12 protein-coding genes are annotated in these 17,540 nt (G+C 52.2%); 3 read left to right on the top strand and 9 right to left on the bottom strand.

What is annotated here, in order from left to right; genetic code table 11:
* Nucleotides 1-210: 210 nt before the first annotated feature.
* Entirely contained in the window at nucleotides 211-1,014 is an 804-nt protein-coding gene (murI, locus tag PGL02S_RS04860; RefSeq protein WP_036641714.1) for a glutamate racemase, read from the bottom strand.
* Nucleotides 1,015-1,228: 214 nt separating this feature from the next.
* A complete protein-coding gene (locus tag PGL02S_RS04855) occupies nucleotides 1,229-2,779 on the bottom strand; it encodes an SAM-dependent methyltransferase (RefSeq protein ID WP_036641711.1) in 1,551 nt (516 codons plus the stop codon).
* Between the two features lie 247 nt (nucleotides 2,780-3,026).
* On the opposite strand from PGL02S_RS04855, the gene PGL02S_RS04850 reads away from it, so the two are divergent.
* Nucleotides 3,027-3,833: a lipase family protein gene (locus PGL02S_RS04850; RefSeq protein WP_036641708.1), complete on the top strand. Its 807-nt coding sequence runs from the start codon at nucleotides 3,027-3,029 to the stop codon at nucleotides 3,831-3,833.
* A 103-nt stretch (nucleotides 3,834-3,936) separates the two neighbouring features.
* Here the strand turns inward: PGL02S_RS04850 and PGL02S_RS04845 are convergent, their stop codons facing one another.
* The 7 genes from PGL02S_RS04845 to PGL02S_RS04815 form a co-directional block, all read right to left on the bottom strand.
* A complete protein-coding gene (locus PGL02S_RS04845; RefSeq protein ID WP_036641705.1) occupies nucleotides 3,937-4,776 on the bottom strand; it encodes a PIG-L deacetylase family protein in 840 nt (279 codons plus the stop codon).
* Nucleotides 4,777-4,829: 53 nt separating this feature from the next.
* Nucleotides 4,830-5,252, bottom strand: coding sequence for a VOC family protein (locus PGL02S_RS04840; protein ID WP_036641702.1), 423 nt, complete (start codon nucleotides 5,250-5,252; stop codon nucleotides 4,830-4,832).
* 130 nt (nucleotides 5,253-5,382) lie between these two features.
* Complete coding sequence (locus PGL02S_RS04835; protein WP_036641700.1) at nucleotides 5,383-5,850, bottom strand: DinB family protein; 468 nt, start codon at nucleotides 5,848-5,850, stop codon at nucleotides 5,383-5,385.
* A gap of 390 nt (nucleotides 5,851-6,240) precedes the next feature.
* Nucleotides 6,241-9,363 carry a glycoside hydrolase 5 family protein gene (locus tag PGL02S_RS04830; RefSeq protein ID WP_036641697.1) on the bottom strand — a complete coding sequence of 1,041 codons (3,123 nt, stop codon included), beginning with the start codon at nucleotides 9,361-9,363 and terminating at the stop codon, nucleotides 6,241-6,243.
* Nucleotides 9,364-9,366: 3 nt separating this feature from the next.
* On the bottom strand, nucleotides 9,367-10,740 hold the full coding sequence (locus PGL02S_RS04825; protein WP_036641695.1) for an alpha-L-fucosidase: 1,374 nt from the start codon (nucleotides 10,738-10,740) through the stop codon (nucleotides 9,367-9,369).
* Between the two features lie 359 nt (nucleotides 10,741-11,099).
* Nucleotides 11,100-12,617, bottom strand: coding sequence for a DUF3502 domain-containing protein (locus PGL02S_RS04820; RefSeq protein ID WP_036641693.1), 1,518 nt, complete (start codon nucleotides 12,615-12,617; stop codon nucleotides 11,100-11,102).
* 232 nt (nucleotides 12,618-12,849) lie between these two features.
* Nucleotides 12,850-15,126 carry a helix-turn-helix domain-containing protein gene (locus tag PGL02S_RS04815; RefSeq protein ID WP_036641692.1) on the bottom strand — a complete coding sequence of 759 codons (2,277 nt, stop codon included), beginning with the start codon at nucleotides 15,124-15,126 and terminating at the stop codon, nucleotides 12,850-12,852.
* A 478-nt stretch (nucleotides 15,127-15,604) separates the two neighbouring features.
* Here PGL02S_RS04815 and PGL02S_RS04810 point away from each other — a divergent pair, with 478 nt between their 5' ends.
* Complete coding sequence (locus PGL02S_RS04810; protein WP_006211613.1) at nucleotides 15,605-16,531, top strand: ABC transporter permease; 927 nt, start codon at nucleotides 15,605-15,607, stop codon at nucleotides 16,529-16,531.
* Between the two features lie 36 nt (nucleotides 16,532-16,567).
* Nucleotides 16,568-17,446: a carbohydrate ABC transporter permease gene (locus PGL02S_RS04805; protein WP_006211614.1), complete on the top strand. Its 879-nt coding sequence runs from the start codon at nucleotides 16,568-16,570 to the stop codon at nucleotides 17,444-17,446.
* The last annotated feature ends 94 nt before the right edge of the window (nucleotides 17,447-17,540 follow it).

The following is a 17,540-nucleotide window of genomic DNA, read 5'->3' as shown; positions in this document are numbered from 1 at the left end:
GCTCCCAAGCTCCTCGCGATGGAGAATAGGACTCATATCGCTTTGGATGAAACCTCCTTCATATGATCAATAGCGAATACCTGCATAACTCCCTCCATACGACACAACCCGGCCTTAAGAATAAAGCTTATCCTAGGTCGGGTCATGGGTAGTCAGTCATATTTTATTCGTTGTTTTGATCAATAGCCACTGAGGACGCTCCGAGCGGGTTCAATTCCTCTCTGGATATCCCTGTTGCCTATTCTCTATTTCCCTGTATATGCTCAGTGCTTTCCCCATCTTCTCTGCGTACTCCATCGATTGGCTCGAATTTAATTGCCTGACATCCTGCGTACCGCTGGAGCTGAGCAGATCATTCGCACGCAAGACTTGGATCAGCCTGTTCACGGTTCCTGTACTGCCGTCTATAATTTGGATGTGTTCAGGCAACAGATCCGATAAGATCTTCTTGTAAAAAGGGTAGTGGGTGCAGCCCAGCACTACGGTCCCATACTCATTCAGATCGAAGCCGTCAAGCTTCTCGGTAAAGTAAGCATTCATGATTTTTTGGTCAAAATTCAAAGCTTCGCAGTATTCCACCAGCTCTGGCAGAGGCAAGGAATCCACGATATGCATGCTATCAACTCGTCTGACAAGATCCCGATACTTCGATTCCCTTAGTGTTAATGGGGTGGCAAACACCAGGATTCGCTTGCCGCTGGACCGATTGATTTCTACAGCTGGTTTTACGGCAGGCTCCATACCAATAATCGGAATAGGATAAGTCCTCCTAAGCTCGGATATCGCCATGCTTGTAGCCGTGTTGCACGCAATCACAATGGCCTTGACTTCTTCCTGCATAATGGTTTTTATGGCATCATGTATGTAGGATTTGACGTCCTCCTTGGCTTTGGTACCGTAAGGAACGTGCAGGGTATCGGCAAAAAATAAAAAGTCCTCCTGCGGCAGCTCCCTCATCGCCGCTGACAACACGGTTAATCCGCCTAACCCTGAATCAAAAAAAGCTATTCTCATTGTTTTCACCTATCATTGTATTATTTCTGTGAGTATTATTTCTGTCAGCATCATTTTGTTATCCATGCCTTATTCATTATACTCCACTACTTCTATCTTCGCAGATGCTATCTGTACTAATTGATCTCCCAGCGCAACTGGTTTACGCAGCACAACCCGGCTGCGAAATTCTCTGGGCCGGGTCGAGTGTGCTATTTCTATTCTTTTCCTGAATTTACTCAAAGCAATTCAACAAAGCTAATGCCTCTTCATGATCCGGCTCCAGAACGAGCGCCTGGCGCGTGTATTCCAGTGCCTCTTCGTCGAGCTCAAGCTCGTAACAGCAGATTGCGAGACAATATAAAACCGTGGGCACAGGTTCATCTTCATCCGTTTCAACGGATTCTTTCAGGAAGAACATCGCATCCTCGTACATATCCATCTCAAAGAGCACCAGCCCCGCATCCAGAGCCAGGTCATAACGCTGCTCCATCACGTAGTACGATGACCACATGATGTATATGCCCTTACGGATATCCAGCATTTCTTCATCATTGGCTTCCGGCAGCAGATTCGAGATGCGCTTGGCGCTCTGGATGAAGAACTCTGCATCATAACCACCCAAACGCCAAAAGGACAAAATCTGCTGAATCCCCATGCTTTCAATATTCCGATCGATCCATTCCTTCAAGAGGAAGAACTCATCAGGTCCGAAGCGTTCGATAAACTGGCGGTAAGTCAGCCGAGTATTAGCATATGTCGTTGGCTCTTCCAGCATGAGTATGCAGCCGATGTTAATATTTTTATAATGCTGGGTGGGGAATATCGCCTCCGCGCCTCTTTGCTCGAACACATGCTGCAAGGCATGATAGTTCGTTGTTAACGAGAAGCTGCCATGGTAAATCAATTGCGGCGGTTCTGCAAATTTCCAGTTCTCGAGGCGATGATCTCCCTTATCTGCCGTAAGGAGCAGAAACCCTGACGTTGACAACTGATTCAGTCGCTCCAGGCAGTTCAACCCCACCTCCGGAAACAGGATATGGGAATCCTCCAGCTCTTGCTGGTAATGGGCAATCACATCGCGATACGGATAGGTTTCCTCTTCATATTTGGGTGCCCGCCGGTGCTCGAAAGCCAGCTTCATTCGCTCCAGCGCTTCAGACGGCTTAAGCTTCTCATACTGCTCCGGAAAGTCGATGACAACATCGCTCTCAAAAATCTTCCCTTCCCCCACGTAAATCAGCTCTTGCGGAATGCCGTCAAAGAAATAGTTAGCAATAATCAGCAGCGGCTGCTTCAGGTCCCCGGGTCGGATCGTTGTCTTCGATACCACCAAATTCAATTCCTTGTCATGCACGGCATCAAACCTTGCGAAATCCAGCAGTCCCTGCTCGATATAAGTCTGCATCGCAGGATGTTGGTTCCAAGCGGAGACATTTTTCTGCGGCAGATCGGTCATGACATAGCGAAAAGGGGGCAGCGCAATTCCTGCATAATCTCTCAGCTCGCACAGCTTATGCAGGATATGGTATCCGAGCCGCCCCGCTCCGGCCCCTAGCTCCAAAATGGTAACGGGCTCGGTCATATCCCCTTGACTGGCCCGGTCCCGAAGGAATCCGAATATAACTTCGGCGTAAGCCGTTGCAATCATGGGGTTGCTCGTAATATATTGCGGGACCTGGTCATTATTCCAGGCTTTCATCCCCAGCTCTTCATAATAAGTCCGCTGTAAATCCCAGATGGGCGCTTCGCTGAAACGGAAGCGTTGTTGAGTATTGTCTGTCATTCTATATAACCCTGCTCTCTCTAGTGATCATTAAGTACAATCTGAAGGCGCACATATGCTTATACATCGGTCGTCCTATGAATGTCTCTTGAATCGTACCATATAAGTTGCCTGTTCCAAAACCTTCTGAGTAATAAATCCGGCAAATTCCCTTTGGATCGAGGTGTAACTCGCCATTTTGGAGCATCTAGGCACCATTCCCTCCGCTCCCTAATATAGTGTAGGAGAACAGAAGGGCGGGATATGCATGGGTACAAGCATGGAACAAGAACAGTGGGCCATTTTCCTGGCAGCCATCTGTGGACAGACCTATACACAATTCACCAATACGGATGGCTCATTTGTCCTGCCGCTGCGTTACTCGCTCCACGACACCATTGAAGCGAACTCCTTAATCGGCGTGGCGGAACGCTTCGGGTTTATCCTTGAATCTCCGGATGAGATTATTATTGCCTTTCGGGGGACTCTCTCCACAACAGATTGGATCTCAGATGCCATCGCTTCCCAAAAAAACTTCAAATATATTAAAGAGCCCTCTCTCACGCATCGCGGCTTCACCAACATCTACGCCTCCACCCGAGGCCAGATTATGTCCGCGCTTAACAGGCTGCCTCATGACAAGACCTTGTATATCACAGGCCACAGTCTTGGCGGAGCACTTGCGACGCTGTGTGCTGTAGATATTGCCGCCAACACGGACCACACTACCCCCTATGTGTTTACATATGGGTCACCCCGTGTAGGCGATCCCGATTTTGCTATGGCCTATGCGAAGTACGTTCGGAGCAGCTTCCGCATCGCCAACCTGTTCGACGTTGTGACACATGCACCGCCGCATATCTACAAGGTGCCAAAACGGGAAAAAAAATATTATTACAGTCATGTCCACACCCACAACCCGCTCAACTTCCAGAATGGTTCGGTTAGCGCCAATCATGTAATTGGAAGTTATTTTGCTGAACTAACCAAACTCCAACCGCAATTTGCCGAGCTCTTATGTTCGACGAACCCCGGGTTTTGTCCTGCTGTAGAAACACCTATAGAAAAAGTCTAGTAGAGATGGCCAAATGCATATGTTGGATTGCTCGATCATAAAAGAAAGCGGATTTCCATTGAGAGGAATCCGCTTTTTGTATTCCTGCCTATCTTGAATTAGATCACATGCGTGCACTCGTTGTTAATGTAGGAAACAAGGTCTTCATTTCATCTTCATCCGGTCTTCTGCCATAATCCGCAATTTCGAACGGCTCTGCATATTGAACGGTTGCAGCGTAATCTTGACCGTATTGCTTCGCAAGCGTTGGCAGCAGTTCATCAGACACACGCAGGAAACGATCCCAATACTTCAGAATAAACGCCCGCTTCTCTTCCCAGGTATCCGGTACTTCATGCAAGAAATCGCCTTGCCATGGCGCAAATTCATAGAATTGGGAAGCATGCGCGTCACAGGCCCGCAATTTCTTCTCGATCACGCTTCCCGCATCAATGACGATATCCGGTGAATAGGCTGCCCTTGCCGCATAGTCCGGCATCAGCAAGAATATCGGGGATTTCTTCAAGGACGGCACTTCCGGTACCGCATTGGGCACCTTTGCCACAAAATCTGCCGCATCCCGTACGATTTTCCCTGCGTTTCGGTTGTCCACATGACCCGGCCCATCCGGATGGAAGGTAATGACGATATCCGCCTCCCAGCCCCGCATTTGACGAATCACTTCCTTGCGTACTTCCGGTGTCGGCATCAACTCCCCATCCGGAATGGGCAGTACGACATATTCCAAGACGCCAAGATGCTTCGCCGCTTCATCCGCTTCTTGTTTGCGGCGAGCGATTAGTTCTTCTCCGCACATCTCATGATGACCGCAGCATCCATCCGTTAACGTAACAAACTTCACCCTGTGGCCCATTTCTGCATATAAAGCCGAAATGGCCCCCGCGTAAATTTCAGGCTCATCCGGGTGAGCTGCAATGACAATCACATTCAGAATGTTGGACATGCTGTGAGTCCCCTCCTGTACGTTTCTTAGACATACAATCTATGTATTTTGGCTTACTTCATCCGTTTCATCAATGGATGATTCTCTCTCAGCTCCAGCAAATCCCACATATTCCCGTATAAATCCTTGAACACAGCCACCATGCCGTAATCCTGCTCTTTGGGTTCTCTCACAAACTCGATACCTCTCGATACCATTTCATGATAATCTCTCCAAAAATCATCCGTATTCAAGAACAGGAATACTCTGCCTCCAGACTGATTTCCGATAAAAGACTCTTGTTCAGGCTTGGACGCTTTGGCAAGCAATATCGTAGTGCCAACTGACCCAGGAGGAGCTACGACCACCCAGCGTTTGTCTTGTTCAGGCTGATAGGTATCTTCAACCAAGGTAAAGTTCAGCTTTCCGGTGTAAAAGGCTATGGCCTCATCATAATCCTTCACGACCAATGCGATATGGACAATCGATTGAATCATGTTAACCATCCTTTCAATTCCATCATACTTCAACTATATTAACATAACATTCAGGTCCTGCTTGAACGCCAGCCACATAAAAGTCTGTCATGTAACAGGGAGTCCCTTTATTTAGACTGCAATAATGGAATTACGCCCTCGCCCATAAAAAGGCAATGTAATCCGTTAATATCCCCTTGTGTCCCAAATGCCGAAGAATCGTGGTGATATTGCCTCTATGGTAGGTTCCATGGTTTACGACCTGTTGAACAATCTCCGAAATCGAATTCTGATGCTTGTTATACGTCACGTGCTTTCCCATATCGTGAACCGATGCCAAGTATTCGCGGTTCTGTGTCTGGGTCTGGCTCATATAATGACGAGCTGCCTCAATGCTAGCAAATGATTTCGAGACTAGGGCAGGAGAAACTTCTTCCTTGATCCGGGCAAACCAAACTTCATCCGCGGCTGCAAGATGGCCGACAACTTCCGCAATGGATTTGAAGCCTACATTCACTTCTTGAAAGAACACGTCGTCCGGCAATGATTGAAGATGTTCCAATACTCTATCATTCGCCCAAACGTTATAGTCGTATAATTGAAGGAATTGTTCGTTCATTCATATCACTCCTCGCTTATTCTTGATATCGACCGCTCAGCAATTTACGATGCAGATAACAACACTCGATTCCGTCTAATAAACCCGAATTTTCCTTCGATATGAGCATGGAACCGCCCGTATAAGCGTATTCTCCATGGGTTCCGGAAATCCTTTTTGTGATCGTTCAGCACTTCAGCTGACCGATTTCCCTTCCACCGACACCTTAAAACCACAGTGGGGGTTGCCCTATGATATGTTCCCCGATACGAAAAAAGAGGCTTCTCGATCTGATTCATCAGCCGAGAAAACCTCCCTCAACGTGTCCTTCAGTAAAGCTGCATCACCGCGCAGTACCTAAGTCGAATTCCATCGAGCCCTCTTCCTGCCTGTTGAGGAAGGGCGTACGACTCAAGGTCTGGACGATGGGCTCTGCCAAATATGAACCTCCTCCGGCCGGTATACCGTTCGCACCTGTCCCTCCGCATCGGTCATGAACATGACCGTTCGCTCCCGTTCCAACACGAAGGCGTAACCCGTCCCGGAAACCGGGTCTCTTACTTCGATTTCTGCGCTTGCCGCGTGCTCGGAGACAAAGACATAGAGGCTTCCTTGTCCGAATGCCAGCTTGCGGCCATATATCCCCGGGAGTTCGCCCCCCTTCAGCCATTCCAGCTCGGGCAAAATGGCCGCGGAGCGAAGGGCTTCCGCATACAGAGCCTGGATCGGTTCCCAGCGCTCATTCATTTCAACCGGGAGCGGACACCAGATTAATCGTCCCTTGCCCAAGGTTACCGTGAAGAGCTCCAGCGCTCCATCCAACCGACCCAGCGGACGATCCACTGCCAGTACATTGATCTTCCGCTCACCATATGAAACGGCAAACCGCTCGCCCGCCAGCTCCAGCATTTCTTCCCGAAGTACGTTGGCCTGGACGGTCTCGCCGATCTCTGCCTGCAGGCGATGCAGTGCCTCCCCCCAATAAGCATCGGTGCGCAGCGGTCCGGTCCACAGGACGGTACTGCCCTCCCTTGCCAGCTCAAGGAGCATGGCAAACGCTTCATCGTCGAAGTTGTGCGCGCTTGGCACGATGATGAGCTTGGCCGAATAGCGCTTCAGGTCTTCCAACTGGTATTCGCCGATACCGCGTGGATGGACATTCATCCCGAACGTTAGCGTGCGCATGGCCCTCGTTGTCGCTTCGTATGCCAGCTTCCTGCTGGAAAAATCATTCGAGTACGGGTAAACGACGACGATATCTTCAAGCTGCCGCTCATCGTCAAACAGGACGGATGCTTCCTTCATGAAGCTGCCGAAGTCATAGGACACATCGGCCTCGGGCTTCTGCGTTCCATCCGCCCGAAGCGCCCCGATATTGGATTCATTGGCGTTATCCATGAAGTAATTAATATTCCATATCCACTGCACGGCCCCCGCGCCTCCGGTCGAAAACGCATAGGCATACTTGCGTTCCAGGATGCTGTGCAGCTCCTCCTCCGTCCGCTTGGCGACGCCGTCCGGACGCTGCACGTGCATGATGCCGGTCTCCTGGACCAGATTTGGCTTGTCCGGCGTCTTGGTAAAGATGCCGTCCCACGCCAGGTGATCGTTCTGCCACCAGGAGTGGACCGTAGTGTAATCAACGACAGGGCCGTAGAACGACGGCGACGGGCGCTGGGAGCAGATGCCTTCATCCTGCCCGACCGTCACCAGCTGACGGGGATCGGAGCGGCGAATAGTGCCGATGAGCTCAGATGCCCACCGGTTGTGCATATCCATGGTAAACAGCGTGAAGTCAAGCCACGGCCCCCACTTCTTCGGCTGCAGCACGCTGTTGAACAGCTTATCGTCAGGACTCGGCGTCGGTGCGGAGTCGAATGACGGTAGTTCACCCGGCGTCATGTTCCAGCGCTCCTGAAGCAGCGAGAGATCATTCCCATGGCGCTGCCGCAGCCACTCGGACCAGGCTTGTCGTTCGAACCGGTCCCCTATCGATACCGGCCCCTCGAAGATCCGCTTCGGATCGAACAGCGAAGGCTCATTGATCAAGTCCCAATGCACGTTGGTCGTTCCCCTGTGACGCCCTACGATAGAAGCAATGAAGCGTTTCTGTGCTTCCACCGATCGCGGATCCAGATACGGATTCACGCCTTCCCAAGCCTCTGGAGCGAAGGAGAAGAAGGTAAATGTCACTTCCAGCTCATGTCGCTTGGCGGTCAGAATAAAGGCATCGATCGCCCGCATCACGTCCTCAGTCGCATGGCCGTCGGCAAACATGATCATTCGGTATCCTGTCCAAATGCCTGTCCGGATCAGATTGATCCCTGCCCTCTTCATCTCCGCCATATCCGCATCCCACCGCTGAACGTTTGGCAGATGGAGAAATTTCCGCGCGACGTCGGAGGTCATATATGTCATCCCAACGATCGGAACAGATCGGCCTCCGCGGCGGAAGTAATCGCGCCCGCATTCCAGCCTTTCCCCAGCTTGCAGCAGAGGACGGTCAACACCCCAGACCGCTTGGGTCAGGCAGCGACGCTCCCCGGACTCGGACTCGGCTTCGCACACGATCCGGTACAGGCCCGCTTCCAGCCTTACCGGCACAGACAAGTGAAGCTGCTGCAGATCCCGCTGCTCCATACCGGCTTCCGACCTCGCGTGCCCGGTCCAGACAATCTCTCCGTTGTCTTTCTTCATGACGCAAACCGCAAAATGCCAGCGTGATGCCGGGACGGACGTTCTGGACAGAGCCTGAAGCTGAACCGTCAATCGCATCTCCTCGCCCGGCTCGTAGGAAGCATAATTCGGCTTCAGCCACAGCTCCGTAACGCCCATTCCAGCGTATTCGGCCAAATCTTTCAGAACGTCAAGCCCTTCCGTCTCCCAGAACGAAGCCCGCAGCTGCTGGTTGATCAGAATCCAGCGCCCGCCTGCGAAATCACCTTTATGCTGCTCTAACATGACAATCGGAGCAGACCGCTCGCGCTGATCTCGATCCACACCTGTCAGCAGCGGTGAGATAACGGCGTCCATCGGACCGCCTGCCCCCATCTCGGACGGAATATCACTTGCTTTGGTCGGATGCAGCGTCAAGCCCCAGGTCGGCTCGATGCCGAACAGATCCCCGCGCCCCTGCAGGATTGGATACTCGGCGGAGGTCTTCAGCCCCTGGACGCGCGACACATCGACCTTCAGCACATCGTGGATATCCATTCGCTGATGATAAGCCAACTGTTCGCGTTCGATATGCCAGGCTCCGTCCAGCTCTCGAACAGGTCTGCGGAAAGGCACACCACCCGCATGCACTAAACCTCCACCGGTCTTCAGATATGCCTCGATGGTCGTCCATGCCGCTTTCGGAAAGTACGGTCCATGCAGATGCAGGAGCACGTCCCAGCCGCCTTCCGCCAGCCGCTCTCCTACAGCCGCAGCATCAGCAACCTCCCCCCATCCTCGCAATGGTTCCAGCGCCTTCTCGGACGGGCGCTCGCCTTCATAAGGAAAATGTTCATCGTAAAATACCAGCGTTCTCATGGACTACTCCTTTCTCGCTCTAGGCTGACCATCGACATAAACGGATGTCCCTCGCGTCCTGGCCCAGTCGGCGATTCGGGAAGGATCGCCGGTCCAGAGGCGCTCCAAGCCCCATTGATTGGTCTGCGGCCGGCTCTCGCATTCGATACGGATAACCGGGAACAACTCGGTCGGACGTTCCCGCGGCAGCCCTTCGATATACAGCACATCGTCCTCCTGCCGGAACGACAACTCCTGTCCCGTCGTCAGCAGCGTAACCCGGGATACCGGTGTCACCAAATCCGCCAGCCTCAGCATCGGACGGCCGTCCCAGAAACGAATAATGAGAAACAGCTGGTTGCCTTTCAGCGTCTGCCGCCCGTAGGAAATGAACTCTGTAAGGTTCCCGCCGTCGGAGCCGTAGATGGCCTCCCCGTGAACATCCAGCCATTCGCCGATCTTCAGCGCCCGCTCCACGAATGCCGGAGGAAGCTGCCCGTCAGGCTGCGGCCCAACATTAAGCAGCAAATTCCCTCCAGCAGCTCCGCCTTTCTCCGCGCATTCGCACAGCATGTCGAGCAGGACATCGGCAGGACGCCATCGTTCGCCGTTCGTGTAACCCCACAGCCGCCACGTTGTCACCTGGTTGGATTCCCACAGACGCTTCTGATCCGGGACGATGACATGCTCCGGGGAGCCGAAGTCGCCTAGCACCTCCGAATCACCCGATCCGCCGCCACCGTCCGCATGCAGCTTCTCCTCCTCGGACAGACCGAGGCGGTTGTTGACCAGAATATCCGGCTGAATCGACTTCATCCGCTCGACCAGCTTGATGCTCTCAAGGTCCTCCGCCGTTCGCGGCCAGACCCCGTCAAAAAAGAAATGATCGATGCGCCCGTATTTCGTGACCAGCTCCTCTACCTGGGCATGCAAATACCGCTTCATCGTTTCCCAGCCCTCCGGATCCTTCTCAGGTCCGTCGAAGTAAGCCGGGATGCGCCAATCGATCCAGGAATAATACAAGCCGACCCGAAGTCCCTGGGCACGGAATGCATCGGTGAATTCGCGGACCAGATCCCTGCCCGGCGCCTGCTTCGCGCTCGAATAATCCGTCGTCTCCGTGTCCCACAAGCAGTATCCGTCATGGTGACGAGTCGTCAAGCAGGCATATTTCATACCCGCCTTGCGTGCCGTGTACGCCCACAGCTCGGCGTCAAAAAATTCCGGATTCCACTCGCAGGCTTCCCTTGCGTATTCCGCCTGGTCCAAATGCTCCCGGAACAGAACCTGCTCTCCTCGCCCATATTGGGCATAAGGTCCGAAATGAATAAACATGCCGTACCGGCTTTCCGTAAACCATTGCCAGCCCTTCCGGATGGCTTGTGCTTGCTTGGTCATGAACAACGTCCTCCTTATGCTGCCCCAGCTCTTGTTATGCGGACAGCCCCGATCGTAATTGTCGTCTATTTGTCCTGCGAGAAGCCTCCAGGCTTCGTCTGACCTTTACTCTAGCTCGGGAATTCCTGTCTTGAACACTTTACTTTTGAGAGAAAACTTTGAAATTGGCCAATATCGGAAAATTGAAGCTATGGGGCGGGGCTGCGGGTAACGTCTGAACACCTGCTCCCGCCAAGCCTCCCCTCGCAGCCTGCTTTATGATTGGTTTATGCACAAAAAAAGCAATCCCTCTCCGGCACTAAGGCCGGGGCAGGGATTGCCGGTTATATGATGTTACACTGCGCCTATTGCGACTGTATTTACGATTGACCGGCTCTCCACTCATCGAATTGCCGTTTATATTCCGCCACGACCTCATTGAGACCGGCAGACTTCATCGCAGCCAGCATTTTATCGTAGGCATCCTCGTATTTCACGACCCCGTGCATCACAGGATAGACGCTGGTCTTCAACTCGGCAATACAATTCGCGTACTGGGAAGCGACGTTTGTCGGGTCGAAGGTGAAACCGATCGTGATGCTATTTACGGCATCGTCGGAAATCGATGTCCGCCGCTCCAGTCGTGCAGGATCCGTATTTGTTGGATAACGATTCATCTCCACATGACCGAGCAGCCAGTACGGAAGCTCATAAGCTGGGGAACCGTTCTCGTTCTTCGCAAGATAATCCTTCGTATTCTTTCCGGTATCCTTCCAATGCACATCCTTCACACCGCTTTGGACAAGGTCCATGTTCTCCTGGCTGCTGTACACCCAATTCAAGAATTGAACACCGGCCTCCGGGTGCGGAGACGTAGCCGAGATTCCGTTGGAATTGCGGATCGCGTAGGATCTGAATTTCGGCTGTTCAGCCAAATAATAAATATCCAGCTTGGCTTCCGGAAACGACTGACGGATCGTGTCGCTCACGCCAACGTCTCCCGGACGATACAGATAACGTCCGACCAGCTCCTCCTGGTTAATAACCTCCGATGGTGTCGTGAGCAGATCGCTCATGATCAGTCCACGCTGGTACGCCTCATTCATGAACTGCACGTCTTTTTTGAATTCCTCGGTCTCAAACCAGGACTTCACATTCCCCTGCTGATCGATGTAGATCATGTTGTCCGCCACCGTAAAAGGATACGTGTCGTACGTTGTATGCAGGAAGTAGGCAGGCTCCTCCAGCATTTTGATATACACGTTCTTGTTGTCCTGCGGCCAGTTCTTCTGCAGCGTCTCCGCCGCATCCAGCAGCTCCTCCGGGGATGTTGGAGCCTTCAAACCATTCGCTTCGAGCAGATCGGTCCGAATCGTGAACATGCCGTCATTATAAGCGGTATCCGCCCAGAAGTTCGGCACGTAAGTAATCTTGCCGTTTATTTTGGACGATTCCCAGATCCAGTCCGGCATGGAAGCTTTCAGCTCGCTGCCGTATTGATCCAGCAGATCGTCGATCGGAATGATCCCGCCGCTGCCGGCAAGAACCGTCGGTCCTTTTGTATCATGCATGATCGCGATCAGCTCAAATTCCTCGCCCGTCGACATCATAAGATTGGTCTTCTGATCCCATACGTCCCACGCGATGTATGTCGGTTCGTACGTAAGGTTCAGGCCATCGGCCTCAAGCTTCTCGTTAATCGCTTGGACCGCTGCTTCCAAGCCCTGCGGGGCGGAGCCCGGAAGCAAATACCGGACCGGGAGCTTATCCCCGCCGCCGTTCTCTCCGCTCGCCGATCCGCTCTCGCCGCCGGAATCGCCTCCACCGGAACAGCCCGCGATCACAGAAACCATAAATATTGCGGCCAACCATAGTGCTAGCGCTTTCCTTTTTTTCATGCGTGTCTCCCCCTGACTTCATTTGGTTTGTCATGCTGTAATTCCTATCATGCTGTACGATTCCTATCTTAAGGAGACATCAGGGATGGCGTATACTTCAAAATCATGGTTTTCGCCATTTTAAAACGCTTTAACGGCTGTCAGGAAGCCTTCTTTGATCACGAATCAGATCAGGAAGTAATCTCGGCGTCGAACAAGATCCGAATTGTTGAACCCGCATCTTAGCTGCCCCTCACTGCGCCTTTTTCGTCTCGATTGCATGCTGGCTTCGGAACTGTGCCGGCGAGATCTGATAGTGCTTCTTAAACAGCGTATAGAAGTAGGTTGTATTCAAAATGCCTACCTGTTCGCTGATCGATTGAACCGAATCCTCGGTGCTGGCGAGCAGTTCCCTCGCCTTCTCCAGTCGGACGGCATTCAGGTAATCGTTGAACGACAGCTCGCAATGCGCCTTGAACAGCTTGCCGACATAGCTCCGGGACAGCTTCACCTCGCCCGCAACCTGCTCGAGCGACATATCAGGCCTCGCGTAATGCTTGCGTACGTACATCTGGATAAAATCCACCACCTCCGCATGCCGAACCGCACCCGATTCCTCGGAGAGGCTGCAGAGCTGCAGAGCGAGTTCCTTCAAGGCATCCGCGGTTTCCTGAAGCGTCTGGAAGCGCGTAATCCGACGCGTGAAACCGAGGAAGAGGTCTGCGCTTTCCCTATTTTTCACCGTGTGTACATTGAGCTGCTTGTACAGGCCCCCAATGAATTGATTGATGAAAAACATAACTTCATGGTAGTTGTAATCGCGAATCTCCTTGATCCACTGATCGATTTCCTTCTCCAGTTTATCGCTCTGCTGCAGTTTGATAGCATCAATGATACGCTTCTCACGCTTGTCCGGATACTGCGCTTCGGAAGGCTCGGTCACGGCGATAATGACCGGATCGGCCTGGAACAGCCTGCCCTTGCCTTCGAAGAAGCGCTGCCGGAAGCAGGACTGCGCACAATCGAACGATTCACGCAGCTCCTCGTACGTCTGCGCAGCGGTTCCGATACCGACGGTAACGGACACGCGGAGCGTGCGGAGAATCTCACCCTGGAGCTCCTCCAACATGCCTAATACATGAAGCGGGGGACGGCTCTGCTTCATAGGGAGAAGGATCGCTACCGTCCCATCCCCCACGGCCGCCACGCTGGCTCCCTCCGGCTCCAGCATGTGCTGGGCTGCCCGGGCTACAGCTGCGCATGCATACGATTGCAGCTCCTCGTCCTCACCGCCGGGCGATCCGTCCTCGCTATCGAGTAGAAGAGCTACTGCCAGAAAGTAAGGCCCCTTGCCTTCTCCGGCCAGACGGCGGAATGCCGTCTCGTCGCCGCCCTTTAGCAGCTGCAGCACATGGGCCTGACGCGCGACCGAAGCCTCGGACTCCATCGATCGCATTTTCTCGGTCATCTCGGCGTAAGTCATGTCCAATATGGCGAATTCGTTGATCTGCCGCCGATCCTTCACTTTCGGAATGGCGCTCATCTTCTCCAGCAGGTGGCGGATCGGGTTGTAAGCATGATGCGTAAGCCAAATCGAGAGGAACATGCTGACGGCGAAGCATGCCAGAGCAAGAACCAGCGCTGACGTCCGCAGGGCCTGCATGTTGAACAGCAGATTTTGATACTGGCTTACGCTGATAAACGTCCAGTTCATATCCTTGGACTTGACGTAAGTGACGAGACTCTTGCGTCCGTCAATGGAGCGGGTGAAATAACCGCTCTCCTTGTCCGATGCCAGAATCGACTGGACGTAGGATTCCTGCGAAATATCCTCCATGAACCGGGATCGATCCGAATGGGTAATGATGGTCCCCTTGTCATCGATGACGTGCAGTGAATCCACCGCTTCGTTGCGATAACCCCCTATAAGATCCTGAATAGTGTCGGTACTCATGTTGATCACGATTGCGCCTTTGGAGCTTAGCGGCGAATAATAGCTCGGCAGGAGGACGAAGGTAAGGACATCTTCGCTCCGGTTCGCCGAAGTAGCGGAAGAGATCCTGCGCGGGAACAGGTGGAAATAGGATGTGTTCTTGCGGTTGATCTCCTCCAGCAATGCCTTCTCCTGATCCTTGGTAATCCCTTTTGTATTCAGATATGTGTTATTCGAGCCATTATAAATTCCGATTGAATGGATGAACGGATACGTGGACTGAATTCGGTTAAGGGTGCCAAACACCCCGTACTGCTTCACCGGATCGGCCTCTTTGTCCAACAGGACGCCCACGATCTCCTTGTCGCTGAGCAGAAGATTGCCTACGTTATAAACCTGATCACGGATTACGCTCGATACGGCGCTGTTCTGCTTCAGCATCGACTCGGAAATTTTTCCTACCTCCTTCGCGGTGCTCCAGGAGAACATCATGAACAGGACAACGGTTACGAGGGCAATCATGGCTGCCGTAAGCAAAATAAAGCTGAGAAACATATTTCGGTAGACCGCATAACGGAATAATCGCTGCCGGATCATTTTCTCCCTCCTTGCCATCTGGTTGTTATAAGTTAAAATGAAATTCTCGGAGTTACAAAATTTCCCACCATCCATGAACATTACTAACATTATATGTAGTCTATATGTTAATTTAATCATGTTTTCTAGCAATTCGAATACTTGGACCGGATTATTGGTTTACTCTCATCTTACATTTGCTTAGGACATTCATCAATATGAAAACGCATTCTTTATTTTGATCCCCAGGCTATTCTTTAGGAGCATCATTAGCCAGAACCCTTACAGTATAAGGGGTTTTCGGGATTATTCAATCCGGACAACGCTGTGCTGAACACTCAAATTTGAAGTTTTTGCCGTTTTTTAAAGCAGCCTTATCTCCCTTCAATCCGCCCAAACTCCATTTTCATAGTTTACTGCACACGGCAACTCTCTTTACACTCGAATCAGAAACGCTGAAGCTTGCAGCCCCCATCACAAACGAAAGGACGTGCTACCTGTGAAAAAAAACCGCTCCGGCTTCCTGCGCGAAATCCGCTCGAATGGATCCGCCTACCTGCTCGTCGTACCGGCTGCCATCTATACACTGGTCTTCGGTTATTTCACGCTTCCGTACATGCTCATTGCGTTCCAAAAATTCAACTTCAAGACAGGTCTCTTTAATTCCGCCTGGGTCGGCTTTGACAATTTCAAGTTTTTCTTCTCGTCTCCCAGGGCGCTTGAGGTTACGTTCAACACCCTGAAGCTCAATTTTTTATTCATCATGGTTGGCACGCTCGCAGCCATGGCACTGGCCATTCTGTTCAATGAGCTCCGCAGCCGCTGGTTCTCAAGGGTGACCCAATCCACGATATTGTTTCCGCATTTTTTGTCCTGGGTCATCGTCAGCTACATTGTCTACAGCTTGCTGTCTACCGACTACGGCATCCTGAACCGCATCTTGGCGTTCTTCCATGTCGATCCCGTCAACTGGTACGCCTCTCCGCAATACTGGACGTGGATTCTTACGACCGCGGCGGTGTGGAAGGACATCGGAATGAACCTCGTCATCTATCTGGCAGCCATTACGGGAATTGACGACAGTTATTACGAGGCTGGCCGGATCGACGGGGCGAGCCGCTGGCAGCTTATCCGTCATATCACCATACCGCTCATGCTGCCGACCATAACCATCCTGACCCTGCTGGCCTTGGGCAAAATCATGTACGGCAGCTTCGACATGATCTATGCCATCGTGAAGGACAACGGGCTGCTGTATCCCACCGTCGACGTCATTGACACGTATGTGTTCCGTTCTCTCCGCACCATCGGAAATCCGGCTCAAGCGATGGCCGTCGGACTGTATCAATCCGTGGTCGGCTTTATTCTCGTATGGGGCAGCAACAAAATCGTGAAGAAGGTAAATCCGGATCATGCTTTGTTCTAGATGTGCCGGAACCATTCGGAAAGGAGCAAAACTTAGATGACGTCCAGACCTAAATTTTTCGACGCCGTAAACGCCGCCCTGATCGGTATCATCTCCATCCTCTGCATCCTGCCCATGCTGCTCGTGCTTATGGTCTCCTTCACGGATGAAGCCAGCATTAAACAATTCGGGTACCAGCTGTTTCCGAGTGAGCTGTCACTGGATGCGTACAAGCTGCTCCTGTTCGGCAGCACGCCGCTGTACCAGAGTTACATGATCTCGATCTTCGTGACGGTGATTGGCACAATCCTTGCCGTCACGATTACGTCCATGGCCGGATATACGCTGGCCGCCAAGCATATCCGTTACCGCAACGGACTTGGACTGTTCTTTTTCATTACAATGGTGTTTAATACGGGTTTGGTGCCCTGGTATCTGATCAACCTCAATCTCGGTATGAACAACACGATCTGGGCCCTGATCATTCCGTCCTTGGTATTCAACCCGTTCAATCTGTTCCTCGTGCGCAACTACATGTCCCAGATTCCGCCGTCCCTCACGGAGGCAGCCAAAATCGATGGAGCCAGCGATTTCTATATCGCGTTTCGGATCTTCTTCCCGCTGTGCATGCCCGTCCTTGCCACCATCACGCTGTTCTACGGCATCGCCTACTGGAACAACTGGTTTAACGCCATCATGCTGGTGGACAACGAGAAGCTGTATCCCCTGCAATACCTGCTGTTTAAGCTGAACTCCGAGATCAGCATGATCCAGCAGATGCAGAGCAGCGGAGCCATCCTCGGCAGCCAGACGCTCCCTCAGGAATCGGTGAAGATGGCCACCGCCATTCTGACGATTGGCCCGGTGGTGCTGTTCTATCCGTTCCTGCAGCGGTATTTTATTAAAGGCCTGCTGATTGGCTCTGTGAAGGAGTAAGAGCTGCGATTTAACAACTACTTCGTATTCAAGGTTTCATGGCACATAGCCGGGAATCGAGCTGTATGCAAACCAAAAAGGCTTAACCGCGTGC

It is taken from the genome of Paenibacillus glucanolyticus NBRC 15330 (assembly GCF_004000885.1).
GTDB lineage: Bacteria > Bacillota > Bacilli > Paenibacillales > Paenibacillaceae > Paenibacillus_AQ > Paenibacillus_AQ glucanolyticus.
The sequence above is the reverse complement of the archived record's forward strand: the minus strand, read 5'-3'. Positions and strand labels throughout refer to the sequence as shown.